General features: G+C 38.5%; 15 protein-coding genes. 8 read left to right on the top strand and 7 right to left on the bottom strand.

Annotation, left to right across the window (positions count from 1 at the left end):
* Window positions 1-4 precede the first annotated feature (4 nt).
* The 3 genes from AB4Z50_RS14680 to AB4Z50_RS14670 all read left to right on the top strand — a co-directional run bounded on the left by AB4Z50_RS14680 (window position 5) and on the right by AB4Z50_RS14670 (window position 8,672).
* Entirely contained in the window at window positions 5-5,671 is a 5,667-nt protein-coding gene (locus tag AB4Z50_RS14680) for an Athe_2463 domain-containing protein (RefSeq protein ID WP_441880067.1), read from the top strand.
* 376 nt (window positions 5,672-6,047) lie between these two features.
* Window positions 6,048-6,539, top strand: coding sequence for a GIY-YIG nuclease family protein (locus AB4Z50_RS14675; RefSeq protein ID WP_441880065.1), 492 nt, complete (start codon window positions 6,048-6,050; stop codon window positions 6,537-6,539).
* A gap of 1,017 nt (window positions 6,540-7,556) precedes the next feature.
* Window positions 7,557-8,672, top strand: coding sequence for a hypothetical protein (locus AB4Z50_RS14670; protein WP_441880063.1), 1,116 nt, complete (start codon window positions 7,557-7,559; stop codon window positions 8,670-8,672).
* Window positions 8,673-9,099: 427 nt separating this feature from the next.
* Here AB4Z50_RS14670 and AB4Z50_RS14665 read toward each other — a convergent pair whose 3' ends face one another.
* From AB4Z50_RS14665 to AB4Z50_RS14635, 7 genes are all read right to left on the bottom strand, one after another.
* Window positions 9,100-10,077 carry a phosphotransferase enzyme family protein gene (locus AB4Z50_RS14665; protein ID WP_441880061.1) on the bottom strand — a complete coding sequence of 326 codons (978 nt, stop codon included), beginning with the start codon at window positions 10,075-10,077 and terminating at the stop codon, window positions 9,100-9,102.
* A gap of 213 nt (window positions 10,078-10,290) precedes the next feature.
* Window positions 10,291-10,680 carry an ankyrin repeat domain-containing protein gene (locus tag AB4Z50_RS14660; RefSeq protein ID WP_441880059.1) on the bottom strand — a complete coding sequence of 130 codons (390 nt, stop codon included), beginning with the start codon at window positions 10,678-10,680 and terminating at the stop codon, window positions 10,291-10,293.
* Window positions 10,681-10,705: 25 nt separating this feature from the next.
* Window positions 10,706-11,560 carry an ankyrin repeat domain-containing protein gene (locus tag AB4Z50_RS14655; RefSeq protein ID WP_441880057.1) on the bottom strand — a complete coding sequence of 285 codons (855 nt, stop codon included), beginning with the start codon at window positions 11,558-11,560 and terminating at the stop codon, window positions 10,706-10,708.
* 173 nt (window positions 11,561-11,733) lie between these two features.
* Window positions 11,734-12,009: a hypothetical protein gene (locus AB4Z50_RS14650; RefSeq protein ID WP_441880056.1), complete on the bottom strand. Its 276-nt coding sequence runs from the start codon at window positions 12,007-12,009 to the stop codon at window positions 11,734-11,736.
* A 184-nt stretch (window positions 12,010-12,193) separates the two neighbouring features.
* Window positions 12,194-12,856, bottom strand: coding sequence for a prepilin peptidase (locus AB4Z50_RS14645; RefSeq protein WP_441880054.1), 663 nt, complete (start codon window positions 12,854-12,856; stop codon window positions 12,194-12,196).
* Between the two features lie 20 nt (window positions 12,857-12,876).
* Window positions 12,877-13,224 (bottom strand): hypothetical protein, encoded by a 348-nt coding sequence (locus AB4Z50_RS14640; protein ID WP_441880053.1) that lies wholly within the window; start codon window positions 13,222-13,224, stop codon window positions 12,877-12,879.
* A 2-nt stretch (window positions 13,225-13,226) separates the two neighbouring features.
* Window positions 13,227-14,324, bottom strand: a complete 1,098-nt coding sequence (locus AB4Z50_RS14635; protein WP_441880051.1) for a tyrosine-type recombinase/integrase — start codon at window positions 14,322-14,324, stop codon at window positions 13,227-13,229.
* Between the two features lie 585 nt (window positions 14,325-14,909).
* On the opposite strand from AB4Z50_RS14635, the gene AB4Z50_RS14630 reads away from it, so the two are divergent.
* From AB4Z50_RS14630 to AB4Z50_RS14610, 5 genes are all read left to right on the top strand, one after another.
* Window positions 14,910-15,110: a hypothetical protein gene (locus AB4Z50_RS14630; RefSeq protein ID WP_441880049.1), complete on the top strand. Its 201-nt coding sequence runs from the start codon at window positions 14,910-14,912 to the stop codon at window positions 15,108-15,110.
* A gap of 916 nt (window positions 15,111-16,026) precedes the next feature.
* On the top strand, window positions 16,027-16,251 hold the full coding sequence (locus tag AB4Z50_RS14625; RefSeq protein WP_441880047.1) for a hypothetical protein: 225 nt from the start codon (window positions 16,027-16,029) through the stop codon (window positions 16,249-16,251).
* Between the two features lie 391 nt (window positions 16,252-16,642).
* Window positions 16,643-16,870, top strand: a complete 228-nt coding sequence (locus AB4Z50_RS14620; protein ID WP_441880045.1) for a hypothetical protein — start codon at window positions 16,643-16,645, stop codon at window positions 16,868-16,870.
* A gap of 34 nt (window positions 16,871-16,904) precedes the next feature.
* Entirely contained in the window at window positions 16,905-17,177 is a 273-nt protein-coding gene (locus tag AB4Z50_RS14615; RefSeq protein ID WP_441880043.1) for a hypothetical protein, read from the top strand.
* A 137-nt stretch (window positions 17,178-17,314) separates the two neighbouring features.
* Window positions 17,315-17,488, top strand: a complete 174-nt coding sequence (locus AB4Z50_RS14610; RefSeq protein WP_441880041.1) for a hypothetical protein — start codon at window positions 17,315-17,317, stop codon at window positions 17,486-17,488.
* Window positions 17,489-17,683: the final 195 nt, after the last annotated feature.

Below are 17,683 nucleotides of genomic sequence, written 5' to 3'. Positions count from 1 at the left end.
ATACTTGAAAATTAAAAATATACGTACTATTTCAATGGTCATGATTTTTGCAATGTTTGTATCAATAGCTGCACTATTTGTATCTGCACCGGAGGCAGAAGCAGCAACCGCTAAACCACCAACAACTATAAACGGGTTTGCAAACACATGCGGTTACGTTCCAGAAAGCGATGGGAAAATACCTACAGATGTGAGTCCCTGTTCTGCAGGAACTACATCGAAAAGTGTAGGATATAAGTTTAATTCTAGTTTTTACTATAAAACCAAATGGGGGAACTTACCCGACGAACAACGCAAACTAATTGTGTATGGCACCCCTGAATCAGTGTCTAGTAGTATCCAAGGATTCAAAAACGGTTGGCAATCAGCTGGTCCAGAAACAGAAAAGAAAAATCAAGGACATTTTTATGTGAATGGAGAATACGGGGAGTACAGATACCTTGGTTATACGAAAGATGGAATGTTGTTCTCTAATATTCATTTTATCGTTGATTCTAATTCTGGTAATGCCCTTCAAGGAAAACACTGGGTTTTTAGTCCATGGAAAGATTTGCCTGGTAGCTATAAATACAAACCAGCCGGCGCTGGAGATGTTTATCGTGGAGTTAATGGTGTACAGGAAAATGTAATGCTTGCGAAGTTTGATGATTTAAGGGAAAACATATCTCGTTCGATTGGTTTTGATATTAAAAAAGGTGTTAAATATGCGGATAAATATGATGTACTACCCATATCATCCATTAACAATGATCCGCGAAATTACATGAGTATTGACCAAGCTCCAACTACTCGAGAAGCTGGGTTTGGAAATATGTATCACTATTCTTGGGAAACCCATTCGCTTTGGTATCACACATATGCATTGCAAAAATTTGAACCTGAAGAAAAGATAGCACCACCGGCTTCTTGTGCAGTAACACCTGTAAGCAACCAGCCGATCCCTCTCGGAAAAGAAAGTAAAGTGAAGGTTCAGCTTAAAGTAACAGGGACATTGAGCGATACGATGATGATTGGTAGTAAGCAAGCAGAGGCGCTTTATTATACGCGTAAGGATATATCTTCTTGGACGCTTACTGCAGAAGGGACAGATAATACCGCAAAAAAGATTTCTTCTAAAAATGCGGGTCAAGTCGTGCTCAATAATAATCTGGGATCAGGGTTAATTACGGTAGAAGTCGATACGAATAAAGTGGACAAGACAAATCCAAAACAGTGGAAATATAAAATAACTGCCGAATCTACGGCATTTTTTTATAACAACACGACAGCGACACCATCAAGCGTTGATTCAGGAGAATGTTCAGTTACCGTGACCTTTAAGAGTGATGGAAACAAAGGGCCAATGTTGAGCAGCTTTGAAGTCGTACCCGAAATTCATTTTGAAGATAAATCATCTTTTACAAATGATCAAGTGGGTTATGTTGACCAATCTTATGGTAAGGAAGTTGATTATTATACTTTTGAAATCTATAACGATAATGATAAAACAAAAGTAACAAAAACCTTTAACCCTGCTATTCCTGAGGTCAAAGCACCTAAAGCTGGATACTTGGATCAGAAAGCAGTAAACAATTTCTTGTATGATTTTATTGCTTCAAAATTTCCAAATGAATCGGTTACGGAATCTGTAACCAAGTCGTTTCAAATTAAACAGACGATAGTGGATAAAGATTCAACCATAAATAATACATCGATTGATTTGAAAACGATGGTTGTTGTACAAGGGCCTAAGATGGGACCTGTTTGTGGACCGGCAAATGAAGCTCAGCCACACGTTCCTGCGTATATCTCTCCTCAGACAACATGGGTATACGATTGGTATGATGTAGTACCGTTCCCCGTTCAAGAAGCAGCTCCAACATCAATTCCATCAAAAATGTGTGATACTCCACCTGGTTATGATGAGTTTGAGAAAAAAGTTTATATTGATGGTAAAGAGATCGATGCAAGTGTCTTTTTTGATAGTGAATACGTGTTTGGAGAGCCCAATACAGGAATAAGAGAAGTTACTGTCACTTATACAGCGCCTGATGGGGCCGTATCTCATAAAACGCAATATGTAGTAATCCATGAGACTAAGCCTCGTGTGGCCATAAGGCTTGAAGGGCTATATAAAGAAAATCGTACTATGAAAGCATACGATGAATCTGCTGCGAGTAATGATTCTTGGACTGAGCAAAATGCACCATTAAAAGTTACATCATTTAGCTATAAGGCTCCACAAGATCCAAATTTGAAATGCCGTGTAGGATATTGTGAAGACAATCTAAAAGAAAAACTGTTCATGTATAAGAGTACCGGTGTCTATAAAATGACTATTGCTGCAGAACGGGTTATTAAATACGCAGGTGGATCAATCACGCGTTATTCAGATCCTTACGAAGTAGAATATGAAATTCAGCCTGATCATAAGCCGGCGATCATTGCACACGCTTATAATTCTCAGATAAGCCGCTTAGATCAGCTTGAACTAAACTATCAAGTAGAGAGTACAGACGGCGATATAATCTCTGAAAAGCATATGCAAATTTTCTTTGATTCTGATAACGATGGTACATTTGATCAACTCGTATATGAAACTAAAGGGGAGGTTACGAATCTTCCGAAGTTTAGTAGGCTAGGACAGTACAAAATATTAGTCAATGCAAAAGAGAGTACAAATCAAGAACGGCTAATGGAATTTACATCTCCATCTGACGACAGAACTAAAACGCAGGAAAGCTTCTTCTTTATAGATAATTATGCTCCATCTAGCGAGCTGTACATTGATGTTCCTGTCGAAAAGCCAGATATGGACATATTCTTCCTCTTGGATTCAGCTTTAACACAGTCCAAAGCTGACTATGTAAAGAATAATAAAGTCACTATCACAAACGCTTTTACTACAAGTAACATGCTTGCGAACGTAGGTATATGGGATATGAAAACATATACTTTTGATCAACCAGGCAGTACGACTAATAATTCTGGAAATTCCTATCCGCCTGATTCTGTGGTTTATACGAGCGAAGGTGGTTACACGGGTACGTTGTCGAGAACGAATGTATCAAATGCACCGTATTCCAGAGATGAGGGGAGATCTGTTTCTAAAACAGATAGCAAGACTGAAACAGATTCTTGTTCAAATACTGTAACTGCATCGTATGATAAAGATGGAAAACACTCAGGCAGTTCAAACTCAAGCGTTTGCCCAGGTAGTAAATCCTATAGCGACGGTTCATATTCAGGAAGTTTGAGTGAAACAGGAAGAACAAGCGTAGGTTCTTGTGGGGGTACCGGACCCAAAAATGGTACTTGTTCAACAAGTTGGACGGTGAACTATTCAGGGACTGTATATTGGACTCGCGATGTATGGGAGCCGAATATGGTTTCTTATAATAACTATACCGGATTTTACATCGGGACCATCTATAAAGATATTAGGCAGCCATATGATGCATCGTTCCTAAGAGCTGTTAAAGGCAAGTATGTTGTCTATATATCAGATAATACGATCTCACAGCTATCTGATCTGCAATATATTATGTCAAAACAAAACTCGAAGTTGATATTACTTGGCCAAAGTGGGATTACATCACAGATTACTCATGATAAGTATCTGCAGAATAATAAAGACATTGGTGAGATGATTAACAATGTAGTCTCCTATATTGCAGAAAGTAACCCGGCTATACCAAGGGTACTTAAACTGGCAGGTGAACCCGTTGAGACAAGGATAGCAAGTTTTGACTACGAAGGGGATCCAATGCCTGCAGCTACAGATGTTATGCAGATTATTCAGGATGCAAATTATTACGATAACTCAATGGGCTTTGATACCTTTGCAGGCAAGAACATCATCGCAGTAAAGAGTGAAGCAAACTGGTCAGCTTATCAATCACTAGTAACATTAAATAAGCCTGGTAAATACACATTCCTAAGAAAGTTAAAGGATTTACCTACAACTAATCCAAACTTCCCAGGTTATGATTATTATTCAAATGAATCGGCAGTAGAAGTATTCGTTCATCGAAAGCCCATTGCAGAAGTTACACTGGATTTTGATTACCTACCGGCATCCAATACGTACAAAACTACTTGGGTGGATATGTCTTACGATCTAGATCATAATGTGACCCGCGCTGCTACGGATCGCGGTATTCAAGATCGAACGATAAAGTTTACGAATCAAGGAACAGGTGAGGTATTCACAAAAATTCCAGATTCATTACCTCCAGGTACGTACATTCTAAACTATATCGCTCAAGATATTGAAGGTGTATGGTCGGATCCAGTGCAAAGAACGTTTGTTCTTCCGGATACTGTTCCAGTGCAGTTTAAAAGTAATTTGAAAACTACAAGTACTGCTTTTTCACTTGCAAGCATCCCCGCGAGTGAACAATTAACTGCTTACAATATGTGGACTCGATATCCATACGCTGTTAACTTATCCCTACAGATGGCGCCAGGTGGTGGAGTAATTAACCATGGAATTCCTTACTATTCAGGAACGAAGTCTGGTAATGATATCTCATGGAATAATGTAACAATGACTATACCTGACACAACACCTGATGGCTTGTATAACTTCCGTATTCAAGCAAATGGTTCAGTAGCTGGATCCGTGGATTATAACGATTTTGGTGTCAACGTGTTTACGCCGATCAATTTAAAACCAACGAGACCAGTTGAAAATGAATTGTATGTTGTAGGTTACCCTGGATTGGTGTCAGCAACAACAACGAAGTATCCAGCTACGACTGAGGCAATCATGTTCTATGGAACACCTTATGCAACAAAGGTAAACCTGTCACCAACGAACACTGCTTCAGGGAAGACTTGGAACTACTCATATGGATCTTTTCCAAATGTACCAAATGGTAATTATGTTATTCGCTTCACGGCGACAAATCCAAGCGGGAAAGCAGAATCTGTAAATGTTTCATTCAATGTAACCTCGAATACACCACCTTATGGATCGTTTAAAACATACACGTATGACGCGAACAACACGGCAATGCCGAAGTTTGAAGGCGATACGGTTCATATTGATCCGGTTGGAATAGGTGATGATCAGCATGATACACTGGATGTGAATTACACCGTTTTGGATCCTGACGGAGTAGTTGTATTAAATAAGAATTATGTTTGGAATTACCCATATCCGACTTCTGGTGGTCCGACACTTGTTGCTAGTAAAATCGGCACTTACACGGTGACTCAGACCTTAAGTGACAGGAAGGCGGCACCTGTAATTACAAAAGGTAGCTTCATTGTTCTACCTCTCGGTATTGCTGGAGCGGTGACGCATACACCGAAATGGGAAGAGAACCGGCTGGCTTACAATACAGCAAATCCTACCAAACCAAGGTCTCCTGATACGTTCTGGGCTGGCGAAGAGTTCATAATTGCATCAAACGTAACGAATACGGGAACATCATGGGTTAAAGCAAATCGAGTAACTGTAGAGCTGGTAGCGAAGAGCGTAAAAGTCGACCTTTCAAATAATCCTCTGGGAAGCTTGAACTGGAATGGATCAATGTGGAAACAGAACTTTGATGCGCTGCCTGATGGAAATTACAATTTTCTTTTCACGGTCACTTACTCGAATACTATTGTTAAAACGACAACAGTATCAGTAAGAATAAAGGACGACATTTGGGATGTAACAAAAACACATCAAACACATTAATATTAAATAAGCCCTGATTTCTCATAAGAGGAGTCGGGGCTTTTTGAATCTGGAGTTTTAATAATTAGACGATGTAAAAGGAAAATTCAGTTATAGACTGACGTTGTTGATTCTACGCGGATTTGGTTTGACAGCCGAAGTGTGACCGAGCACCGCGTGCCGGGTTCTAGATTCGTCAGCCTACCACATTGAGCGTAACTGCCCAAGAAAATAATGTATTAGACTGCCGCCGCTTCATTAAGCTAACTGGCAGAATAAGAACGGTTGATAAATAAACTTACCCTTGAAACTTATCTGAATCAGATATATAATCAATTCAAACGATGTATCTGAGTCAGATAACATCGTGAAGAAGAGATACGAGTGGAGGGAAACTATGACAACAAATGTGAAAGTGCCGAAGCAGTATATTGATCGTTGCTATGAGCTCATAGGTATCGTTGAGAAGATATGGTCGCAACCAGAGATCCATTTTGAATTTCTAGTTCCAAGTAATCTAGAGATCCTGGGAGCCGTTTATGCTATCGGCATTCGGGGGACAGATCAGATCCTGTATGTAGGGCGGACTAAGAACCTTCAGAGAAGGCTCTATACCAATCACTTGATGGGAAATGAAAGCACAGCACGTCTTAAAAAGTATCTCACGAAGGACGAGTTGCTCACTGCGTTTGCCGTCACCGTGGAAAAAATGCTTCCAGAACCGGAGGACATACGCTATAAGAAAGAAGCGTATCAGTTAGCCAAAGATTATATCAGGAATCATTGCTACTTCAAGTTCCTTCCACTAGACGAATCGAGACTGAGGGGATTGACTGAAGCTGGCTTGACCTTTGCGTTCAATACTAAATTTCTTGAAGAAGAACATTAAGCAGACAAACAAACGTATTGCACTAACGGGAACGTTAGTTGAACAGATAGCTCAACAAAACAGCGGCAGTCTAGGAGATTATTTTCTTGTCCAGGGCTACCGCTGTTTTTATAGTTGGGGCAAGTCTAATATTTATTTTACGTAATTTGACGGTTTACTTATATGAAAAGCCCCGTTGAACCAAGATACCCAGTCTAATAGTTTATTTTCTTTCAACAGTAATTCGAGCTCCTGGTTGTTCTTCCGGAAGCGCTGGTTCAGAGCGTTCGGTTCGACCGCGGCCGGGGCACGGCTGCGCGGCAAAGCTGCCGCTCGTGCCACTAGATATTTCTTCCGAAGCGCTTATTCAAAGCATTCGCGGCCGGACCCAGCTCTGCTCTGCTCCTAGTTATTCTTCCGAAGCGCCGGTTCAGAGCGTTCGGTTCGACCGCGGCGGCGCCAGCCGACCAGCGAAGTTGAGGTTAGCTTACCAGTCTAATACTTTATTTTCTTTGGACAATTACAGATTCGCCGTACTACTGGTCGCCGGTGTTTACGGTTTGCGAACTTGGCCGCTGTCGTGGGCGAACAGTTGGCGGCCTAACAGGAGATTCGGAAGAATAACTAGGAGTACAATCCGCAGCTTTGCCGAACAACTAGGACCCGGCCGTGGGGAAATTGATGGGCGTTTCCTGAAGAATAAAGCCGCAGTTTCACCGCATAGCTGGCAGGGGCGTGCCGACTGGCGCTTCCTGAAGGATAATTAGGAGCGAGAGCCGCAGCTTCGCCGCGCAATAACTCTCAGTCAGATCCCATTGTGCGGGTTACCAGATTATATCCCGCTTCAGTGAGCTCACTAATTAATGAAGAACCTGTAATTTGAATAAATGTAGTGATGGCATTCACACTTGACTGGAGAAATGATGATGTATCGCTTTTCCAACATAGATGGTTATAGAAGACGAACGAAATTCTCTAATATGTAACTGAATGATAATGTTTACTTTATATCAAAATTTGCTTTAGAGGGGGAACAATATGGACAGTTGTGCAGTATTTGGCGTGGTAGCCCAAGTTCTATCTAAAACGATAGAAGAAATCAAACAGGGAGAATTTAAGGACTATAACAATTTGAAAGTGATATGCATACTTCTAGAGAGAAAACTAGAATTCGGAGAAATTGATCAGCCGTGTCTGGATTGTGACGATTGCATGACCTTTGTGGAGAATAGAAGGACAGTGTATGGCTATTTGTTTTTAGGCAAAGACCAGCAATGGGTAAAAGAACAGGAACAGCATGTGAGAAAAGCAAGGGGCCAGGATCAAATCCTCCGACATTTGTATTCCTCTATTCAGGTAAACCCTGAAGATCATAATAGAAAACCATACATACCGACTAATAAACAGCTTGTTTATTTGGACCACAATGTAATTGACAAATACCATAAAGAAGAGGAAAAGAGGATAAGGCTAACACCTGGCTATGTTGATATTGAATACGTCTTCAGTCCTTCTCACCTTGAAGAAATTAAACGCATGAACAATGAAGAAGAGGAGCAGAAGGTAATATCTACAATCAGGGAAATTACCTGTTCTCTCTTCATTTCCCATTTTGAAGGTAACGAATTAAGCCTTGCATATGAGGATCCGGAATATGGTATTCGAAGGGTACTAAAAAGTGAAGTTGCACCGGACGTCGAAGCATACCGAGTTATTACCACTGATGATCGTAAAATATACCATCCCGAACGTACTGATGAAGTCTACCTGAGCAAATTAACCTTTGATCACGTATTTAACCACCCGACTGTTATCGCGGTATGCAAGAAGTTTCAATGGGAGGAGCTTATCGACGATAAAGGTAGAATTAAACACTTTTCTTTCGTCCATCAAGCGATACATGCACTTGTTCGTGCGTTAGATAATCTAGGGTATAAGACAGATAAGAACCGTGCAATAAAAAGCAGTGCACATGATATCGAGCATATGATCTATGCAGCGGGGACGGATCTTTTAGTTACAATGGATAAAAAGTTTAAGGAACGTTCGATGTTAATATATCAAAGGCTTGGCATTAGAACAAACGTTATGGACTGGGACCAATATAAGGATTATGTAGATTCTTTAGTTCATAGTAATCCGAAACATTATTAAAAGCTGAAATAAGCTGCAGTAATCTAACACTTATAAAATAAAGGGATTATTAACAGAGTCATTTCCCGCTCCCAACGCGAATTCGCTATTGGCTGGTAAAATGATTATACATCGCAAGGTCAACCCAAGCTAATTATAAAAAAAGAGGATGCATCCTTCGTGGATTGCATCCTCTTTATTCAATTCATAATTCAACAGCGTATTAAACAAGGAGTATCAGGGCTCGCCTTACTGCTGCGGGAGTCAAAAGCTCGATAACTGTAAAAAGAAAATATAGTACTAGATGGGGTGTCTTTATTCCACGTTGCTTGTCAAAATTTGAACAGCACAGCCAAGGACGAGAAAATAAAGTCTTAGACTGTCGCTGTTTCGTTGAACTAACGTGTCTTTATTAAGCTCTTGTTCCCCGTTAGCGGAATAAACAGTTTTACATTCGCGAAAAGTCCAAATCAATATATGGTGTGTTATTCAGTAAGTTGAAATAGTAGAAGCGTCGAGCTTGTTCATCCCATTCGCTCCAATCAGAAGCATTAAAATCTCTGCTTCTATATAGTGCGGATAAAACTCTAGCTTGTCTTAAATCGATAAATAAAGGTATTTTCTTTAACCATTCTTGACTTACAGTATTTTCTTTACAATAGCCGTTTAAGAAGTTGGAAAAAAAACGCTTTGTAATCTCCTTTCTTACCTCTCCATCCACAACCCATGGGATAGGGATTTCATAAAATAAAGGTGTAGCAATATCAGACACAAACCAGCTATATTCCGCCTCATCAAAGTCGATAATATTGGCCTTATCCCCATCATTTAGATAATTACCGCAGCTGACATCCCCATGAATAAGGCCGTATGTATCTTTATCCTTGGAAAGAGCGCTAACTTCCCCAATTAAACGGTCGAAACTGCTATATAATTCTGACGGACAATAGTTTTTAAATGAAGCTAATAAAGCATTGTCATTCCATTCATACCGTAAATGTTGAGGGGGATAGTGAAGTGAAAGCTTATGTATTTTTCCAACAAATTGACCTATATTCTCATAAAAAGTATTGCTTTCCTCGGCAATTTTTGCATTTCTGCCAGAGACTTTCTCAAAGGCTGTCACAACAAAAGCAGCATCAATTGTATGAAGAAGATCACCCGTTAAAGACTGAATCGGTCTAGCTACTTTTACACCGGACTCCGCCAAAAACATGATAAAGTCTAATTCCGCTTTCGTTAATATTTCATTCCGATGTGTGATATGGGCAATTCTTAGAATAACTTCACGATTTCCGACCAATCCAGAATATACGAAGTTTTGAAACCCATTTAATTCAATCACTGAGTCTTCGCATATACCATAACGTTCTGCTGCTTGTCTCAATATATCTTGATTGAATAGCTGTTTGATCTTCTTAATCATATTATTCCTTATCACCCTCCGAAAGTAATTTGATCTTATTCTAATCGAAATCAATTGATTTCGGTCAATAAAAAACGTCTATAATTAAACTATCCTGCCCGTTAGCTTAACAAAAAAAGGGAGTAGCTGCCGCAGCAAACTGCCCCTTATTTGTTCACTAACGTTACCCGTTAGCGTAATAAAGCTGCTTTTCAGGTAGCTTTAGACAATTACTTATTGTCTTAACAACTCAAGAACTTGGACAGACCCATCCCCACCAGCTTCAGCATGATTTATAAGTGGGATACCGTGAGGGCCAAGTGAATGTTTGAGATCAGGATTATCAGTAAGTACAGCGCTGACAATGTCGATCTTCCCCAACATAGCAGCTGCAAATAGATCGATGCGAGCCCCTTTACTTAAAAGAAATATCGCAATGTCTTTTCTTCCCATATGCGAAGCGGCTCCTAAAGCCGTTTCCCAATCGCCATTGCCCCAATCCCAAGCTGAATTTACAAGTCCTGGCTCTTGTTCGAGTAGTTGTTTTACGCGCTCTAAGTCACCATGGGCATTGCCTACAAACTCTTGGACCAGTTCGGGCTTGATTGTTTTTTTGGTTTCCATTAGAAATCTCCTTTTATTGTTAAAATTATTTTAAGAGCTTGGCTGACTCTCGATGCTCGTTTAAGATGGCTAATGCAAATGCTGTTTCGCCATTATCGTTTATAGCTGTTGTATCAGCATCATATTGTAATAGAAGCTTGATGATCGATTCATTGCAAAAAAACGCAGCAACATGAAGTGGAGTAAATCCCAAACGCCATTTCCCTTCACACCTAGCGTTTATATCTGCTCCATAAGAAATAAGTGTCCTCACAACATGCTCGTGGTTACCAGCAATTGCCGCATGTATTGCCATGTTGTTTAAGTTAGTGTCTTTACTCCTCGCATTCACATCAGCGCCATGATCCAGCAAAAATTTAACAGTTTCCTCGTTACCAAAATGAGACGCTAACCCTAACGGAGTAAATCCATCGGCACTATAGCTATGTACGAGATCAGGTGAACTACTTAATAATTCATTCAGTCTGGTTGTATTTCCAATTGCTGAAGCTTCAAATATGTTTAATACTGCACCGTTATTAATAAGCAACTCTTTAATCTCATTTGCACGATAATATGCGGACATGAGAATAGCGGTTTCTCCCTTGTCATTATTTGCATTCACAAGAGTTGAATCTTTGTATATTAGTTCGACAACTTTTTGAAGATTGCTTATTTTTACTGCTTCAATCATTTCATTCTTCAGTTGATGAACGTTATCTGCAAGAAGTTGAGCCTTCTTTAATAGTTCTTCTGATGATTGAATTCCAACATTAACAAAATGGGAGACCGCCCGCGAACGATTCGATTCTAATCCTGAATCAACTAGTAAATCAACAGCACGTAACGATATTTCATCTAAGCGGATGGATATAACTACACTCTGTTTCTTCTTTGGCATAAAGGCCTCCATTTGTATTTTTAATTACAAAATTACAATATCACAAATTCATTTTCTGTTCAACTATCCTGCCCGTTAGTTGAACGAAGGGCTGCCAAATGGCAGCCCTCTTGGTATTGAACTATAGTTTCCCGTTAGTTCAATGAATTTATCAAAATATTGGGCATAATTTGTTACTCAGTCTCTGTGATTTTTTGTATTTCCCCCGAACGTCTATCAATGTAGAGCCATGTAATTTCCTTAACAGCATCCACTGGAGATAAGTATACAACCCAAAAATCCCTTTCCCTGCTTATCCCTCCAACGTTCCATTTAAACGATTGACTAGCGATATATCTTTCAGCGATTTGCCTTGATTCCACTTTTGATACTGTGAAGAAATCATAAAGTAATACGGTCGTGATGATAATGGCTGTCACAAGCAAAATACTGCCACTGATTTTCTTCATAACTTTACCTCACGAATTTATTTTGGTTAGTCAGTCAGTCTATACGTCTATATGGGCATTTAGTTGCGGCTGGTTACTGCCACGCTCTACTGCCCGTTAGCTTAACACCATGCAATACATCAGTATCAATCGTTTTTTTCAGAAGTTATAGGAGCCGGCGCGTGACCTGTGTTCGAATCCGTAATTAGAAAAGGAGACTAATATATACTCTCTGAATAATATTAGAACCCCAAATATAACTGATAAACGTAGCACCTGAGATGATTGGCCCAAAGGGTAGAGTAGAGGTAGTCACTTTTCGACGTATTACTAAAAAGAAAATCCCAATAATGGTGCCAACGAAACCGAAGATGAGGAATGACAGCAGTGTGAGTTTTAATCCGAGTACTAAGCCTGTAAACAATAATAGTTTAATATCGCCATCGCCGAGTGCGTCTTCGTTTATAAGAAATCTGCCAATAATTTTAATAATGTAGAAAATGCCACCGCCAATTAATGCAGCAAGCAAATAGTTCCAATATGGGAGCGGGCCAATAAATATCCGTAGACCTGCAGCTATTACAATACCCGGTAAAATAATTTTATCTGGAATAATTAAATGGCGCCAATCGCATATGGAAATTGTGAGAAGAGCGGTAACGAATGGTATGGCGATGAACCATTCACTAGAAGGGTCCATGAATAATGCAATGCTACAGAAAGCAAACGCAGCTAAGACCCTCACTAGAAGAAAAGTATATATAGTTTCAATGCCCTCATTTCCATAACGCCTTGAAATAGAGCTCATCCATCCACCTAGCCAAAAACCAATAGCTGTTAAGAAAAAGTATAAAACAGTTGTAATCATAATTGAATTCCTTTCTGTATCTATTCCCTTGGTAAGCCCATAAGGTCCTGTAGGTGATGATCGCATGCAATCTTAATTATTGTGGGTAGCATATCTATTTGTTGTTCATATCCATTTGATGTATAACGACAATGGATACCTTCTTTGGTTATAAGCTCAAGAATTTTTATCTTTCGATTTTGCATTTGTTGGCGTGTAATTCTTTGTTCTTCCTCGATTTTAATAATAATAGTCTCAAGGTAGAGAGAAATTGCGTTCATAGAGCATACTTTTGTGATTTGTTCTATATCTCGCTTAAGAACTATTGGCAATAAGGAACCAACTATATGTCTGATTACAATTTCACGTTCATTGTTATTAAATCTCATATTTAGTCTCTATCCTCATAACCAGGAATATCAACAAATTCACTGACATCATTTTCTTTTTTTATATCACGTGCGAGATAATTATCTTCTGTAGTACGGCTCGTAGAATGATCAAGTGTTTTAGCAATCTTATCTACTGAAGCTCCGCTGTTATAAGCGGAGCGGGCAAAATAATGTCGAAAATAATGAGCTGTCGTTTTTTGATTTCGCTCCGTCAATAGATTGGCTGCAGCCAATTTTTTCGTCACGATGGCGGACAAGCTAGTAAGTAGGTAACGCTTCCCATTCCGGTTCGGGTAAAATGGTGTTTCGTCATACGGATCGATGACAATGCTTAAGCCTAGTCTTTTTCGATATTCCAATAATGCTTGTAATACATATTTCTTGATATGTGCATGACGTTCACCGCCACGTTTTGTATTAGTTCGTACATAATATTTTTTTCTAATAGAGTCGAAGTAAAGGTCTTTCCAGTCTGGTGTAATGATCTCATTAATTCGTAATCCTGTAGTGGCCAGAAGCAGCAGAAGGCTTAAGAACTTCGGATCGTTTTCATAAAATTGAATAGCTGCCTGCAGAGAAGAAGGGGATATTTCACGGTCAGGAATTTGATTCTTATCTATGATAATGCCAGTTAGCCCACGACTTAGATCCCGCTTCAGGTATTTTTCATCAAAACACCAAGTTAGAAAGGAGGAAAGAATAGCAATTTTTTTCGACTGCGTTTTTTTCTTTGGGTATTTAATTTCAATCCACTCTTGGTATGCCTCGATCTGCGATCGCTTAAGATGACGAATATCAGATATTGAGTTCCCAATGACCTGCCTTAAAAACTGAATGAGCTCTCGAGCATACTCAATTAAGGTTCTTTTCTTTCGGCTCCCATTCTTCCTATGTAGGAACATGTAGACCATACCTACATTTGAAAGAGGTTCGTAATTGTATTCTCCATGTTCATTTTCTGAGTCTGTGATGGATGAATGAATCAGTGAATAGAAGCTGTGGTCTGTTAGCTTATGTATGAGTTGTGGATCACTTAAAGATTCATGTATTGGTAGATTATAATTCGAAAACTTTAATAGAGAGGGAGTTGCATTCAAATGGTGCACATCCTTTATAGTGAAATTCATAAAGATAGTATATCAAAGTAGTTTTACAAAAGTATTAGTATAAACAATTTAATATAATAACAACGTTAAAGAAAAAATAATAGATAATTAGTTTTTGTTTAAATAGGTTTTCATATTTACTAGAATATATTATCTTAAGTTCGAATATGTATATTCATCCAAGAAGAATTCAATAACATTTCCAAGTTAATAGGTATGAAGATTAAACCTTATATGATACAATTAACGTATATATACTAATTAATATATTACTATATATGTATCAATGTTCAAACTCCATTAATAAATATTAGCAAGAAGTAGATGAAGAGCAGCTGCTCTCGAAATAGGATAGAATAACGAAATCAGTGAATAGGGGGCATGCATGGGCATTTTTATTAATTGTCGGTATTTTAGCTGCATTGGGTGTTCTTTTAATATTAGCAAGTAGATGAAGAGCAGTTGCTCTCGAAAAAGGATAGAATAACGAAATCAGTGAATAGGGGGCATTAGAGGATTGTACATTAACAATGAAGCCCTTTTAAGGATGATACCAATGAATAGGAGCGACCATTAATGGGTGTTTGGATTGTAAATGGTTCACTTACGATTATCGCATTAATTGTTCTCTTTTTAATTATTATGAAAAAGATCAATTATAAATCTAAGTTTCAAAAAATTATCATCGTTTCTGTACTTGGATTGTCTGCATTGATGAATCTCATAGCTATTGTTGGTTATGTAACAACAGGAGATCCGCATTTAATATTTCCGTAGCTGTAATGCTCGTTGCATACTTAATAGCTTTGGACGAACCGCGATGCAGCGTCATGTTACTTGGTGCTCTCATACAACATATTAAATTTCGTATATTGCCTTGTTAACACACCCATTTAATAGGGGCGTTATTCATTAAAGAAAACAGGAATAACAACTTCGCTAGTTTCTATCTTGAGAAAATGGAATACCTCAAGAAATATAAAGAAATTTAAACAGATAAATATAGTTAAACCGATTACAGAAACTTGTTCTACATGTCACGGTGAATTCGATTCGATGAGTGTTGTGGGAACAAAAATTATTAAAAAATGTAGTCGGTGTGATTGAATATTGAATTATATCGAAACGTCCTCGACTGGCTAGATCGAGGATGTTTATGGAGTGTACATTGTAAATATCGGAATTCCTGGAGCAGCTGCGTCAGGTTGTAACCAGAGGTCAGATCCGGAATAGTAATGAATAGAGCTTCTGCAACATCCGCTTCCAGGTTGTGRCCCCAGCCGGCGGATCCGGAAGGAGCTCCTGCAGGGGGAATCCGGAAAGTAAAACAAAAATTTAGAAGGGGATTATTTGATGAAATTCTTAATGTACTTACATGGTATAGCAATGTTCGCAGCTATAGTTGATTTAATTGTAAACAGACGTCTTTTTAGTCAAGGAGAATATAGTAAACTTTTTATAAGGATAGCTATTTTGATGACGTTAGTATTTTTAATACCATATATATGGTATTGATGCTGTACTTCAAACGATGCAGCATATTGAAAAGCAAAGGTTCAAGGAAGGGAGTTTATAAATGATAGTTTCTGACGAATTTTATAGCCCTTAACAGGCTTCTGCGCTTGCTATTAAATGGTGTGAAGAGAATAAAGGTTGGCAGAGGATTTGTGATATAGAGGGCGGCAGTGATCATGTGTACCAAACGTGGGAAGAACTGCCGCAGAAGGTAAAGAAGTCATGGGGTGGTGATTATCGAGATGAAGGGAAAAACGCTTGGGAAGAATTTGGCGTAAAAAAGTGCAAAGTACCTTGCGGATTTGTTACAGGAAAAGGCGAGTTTTATAGTTGGCAGGATCAGGACAAGATACCATTTGGGCATAACATCATGATGGTTTTTAAGACTGATGATCTTCGATGAATAGGGTGATTACATGGATGAAGATTTTAAAAACCTATTAAATTTTTTTGGTATTGTAATTTCTTTTATACTAGCAATCATTTTGTTTATTATTTACACTTACAATTTTACTGATTATCTCGAAGTAGCAAAATGAATAGGGTGAGTTCATGGGGAAAAAATATCATTATTCACTCATACCTGTAATGAGGGAGTTAAACACAGGAAATGATTATGTGGTTGTTAGCACAGAATATATATATTCTCCGTAGCATGAGCCGATTGGTTGGAGTGGAAAGTTGAAAATCGAAAGACTTGTTTCAGATACCGTTAGTTTCTATCATCAAAAGAGCGACAAGAAATTTTTAGAGATTTACGTTGCAACATATTGAATAGGGAGCGTGCATGAATAATGGATAAATTTTATCGCGAATTATCTGATTCAAAGCTACGAGCAGCTTACGAAACTATTAAAAAAAATATTGAGAGTGGTATTTTAGCCGATGGAATGGAGAAGGAAAAAGAGCTCATTCTCAATGTGGCGAAAGAACGGGAAATTGATTTGGAAGAAAAATCGATTATATCAAAGCTTGAAACCGTAAAGGGATATGTTGAATGGTCTTCTGATACAACATATTGAATAATGAGGAACCTCGAATGAAGAGGTTTGTAAAATGAAAATGGAGGTCATAAACAGTATGTTTAATGAAGTATGGAGGCTGTTCAAAAAAAAGAAAAAGCCTGTAGAACAGATAAAGAATCCAGTGTATATTCCTCCACGAATGAAAATGGATTGCGATTGTTCGGGAAAAGTGGAAACTAGGGATTTTGATAAAGGTCTTGGCTGCTGGTATGTCACTCGAGAGTGTGAACCCTGTGAGTATTATTGGGAAGGCCCGATATATATGTATGATGATCCTGCCCGATTTGGATCGACACAGGAATAGAAGTGTAGTTGAAGTTATGAAAAAATATACGATTGGCTACATTGGACAACGAAGAAAATAATGTTCTAGAATGACTGTTGATTCTACAAGGTTTTAGGGTGAAAAACAAAGGGGAGTTTCTTATGCTTAGTAAGAAAGTGAAAAAGGCAATGTTAATTTTGTCCACTATGCTTTTCGCTATTTTGCTTGTTTCACAAACGAATAATTGGTTTGCTCTCAGTTCTCCAAGCGGTGAGGTGTTATCTTCATTGTTGGCCTTAGCTGTTACAATTTTAATTATTGATTTGGCATTTAAGGAAAAAAATGAATAAATCTGAATTTGGCATCTACATTCATTGATAAAGAGCCAAAAGCAATTGCGTAACTATCAGCAGTTTGTCTATTGATTCCACAAGTCTAGTCGCATAATAAAGAATCAGCTTGTGAATGCGTTTTTCCATTGTTATATATTAGTATACTAATATATATGCAACTATTGTAGACGTTAACCATAGGTGATATCAAGA

Origin of the sequence: Paenibacillus sp. 2TAB26, from assembly GCF_052115145.1 — a bacterium.
Classification (GTDB): domain Bacteria; phylum Bacillota; class Bacilli; order Paenibacillales; family Paenibacillaceae; genus Pristimantibacillus.
This window is presented reverse-complemented; position numbering and strand designations above follow the sequence as displayed.

Coding starts and splice junctions, on each gene's coding strand:
- AB4Z50_RS14675 (WP_441880065.1), top strand. CDS start 6,048: ATGACAACAAATGTGAAAGTGCCGAAGCAGTATATTGATCGTTGCTAT.
- AB4Z50_RS14670 (WP_441880063.1), top strand. CDS start 7,557: ATGGACAGTTGTGCAGTATTTGGCGTGGTAGCCCAAGTTCTATCTAAA.
- AB4Z50_RS14665 (WP_441880061.1), bottom strand. CDS start 10,077: ATGATTAAGAAGATCAAACAGCTATTCAATCAAGATATATTGAGACAA.
- AB4Z50_RS14660 (WP_441880059.1), bottom strand. CDS start 10,680: ATGGAAACCAAAAAAACAATCAAGCCCGAACTGGTCCAAGAGTTTGTA.
- AB4Z50_RS14655 (WP_441880057.1), bottom strand. CDS start 11,560: ATGCCAAAGAAGAAACAGAGTGTAGTTATATCCATCCGCTTAGATGAA.
- AB4Z50_RS14650 (WP_441880056.1), bottom strand. CDS start 12,009: ATGAAGAAAATCAGTGGCAGTATTTTGCTTGTGACAGCCATTATCATC.
- AB4Z50_RS14645 (WP_441880054.1), bottom strand. CDS start 12,856: ATGATTACAACTGTTTTATACTTTTTCTTAACAGCTATTGGTTTTTGG.
- AB4Z50_RS14640 (WP_441880053.1), bottom strand. CDS start 13,224: ATGAGATTTAATAACAATGAACGTGAAATTGTAATCAGACATATAGTT.
- AB4Z50_RS14630 (WP_441880049.1), top strand. CDS start 14,910: ATGGGTGTTTGGATTGTAAATGGTTCACTTACGATTATCGCATTAATT.
- AB4Z50_RS14620 (WP_441880045.1), top strand. CDS start 16,643: ATGGATAAATTTTATCGCGAATTATCTGATTCAAAGCTACGAGCAGCT.
- AB4Z50_RS14615 (WP_441880043.1), top strand. CDS start 16,905: ATGAAAATGGAGGTCATAAACAGTATGTTTAATGAAGTATGGAGGCTG.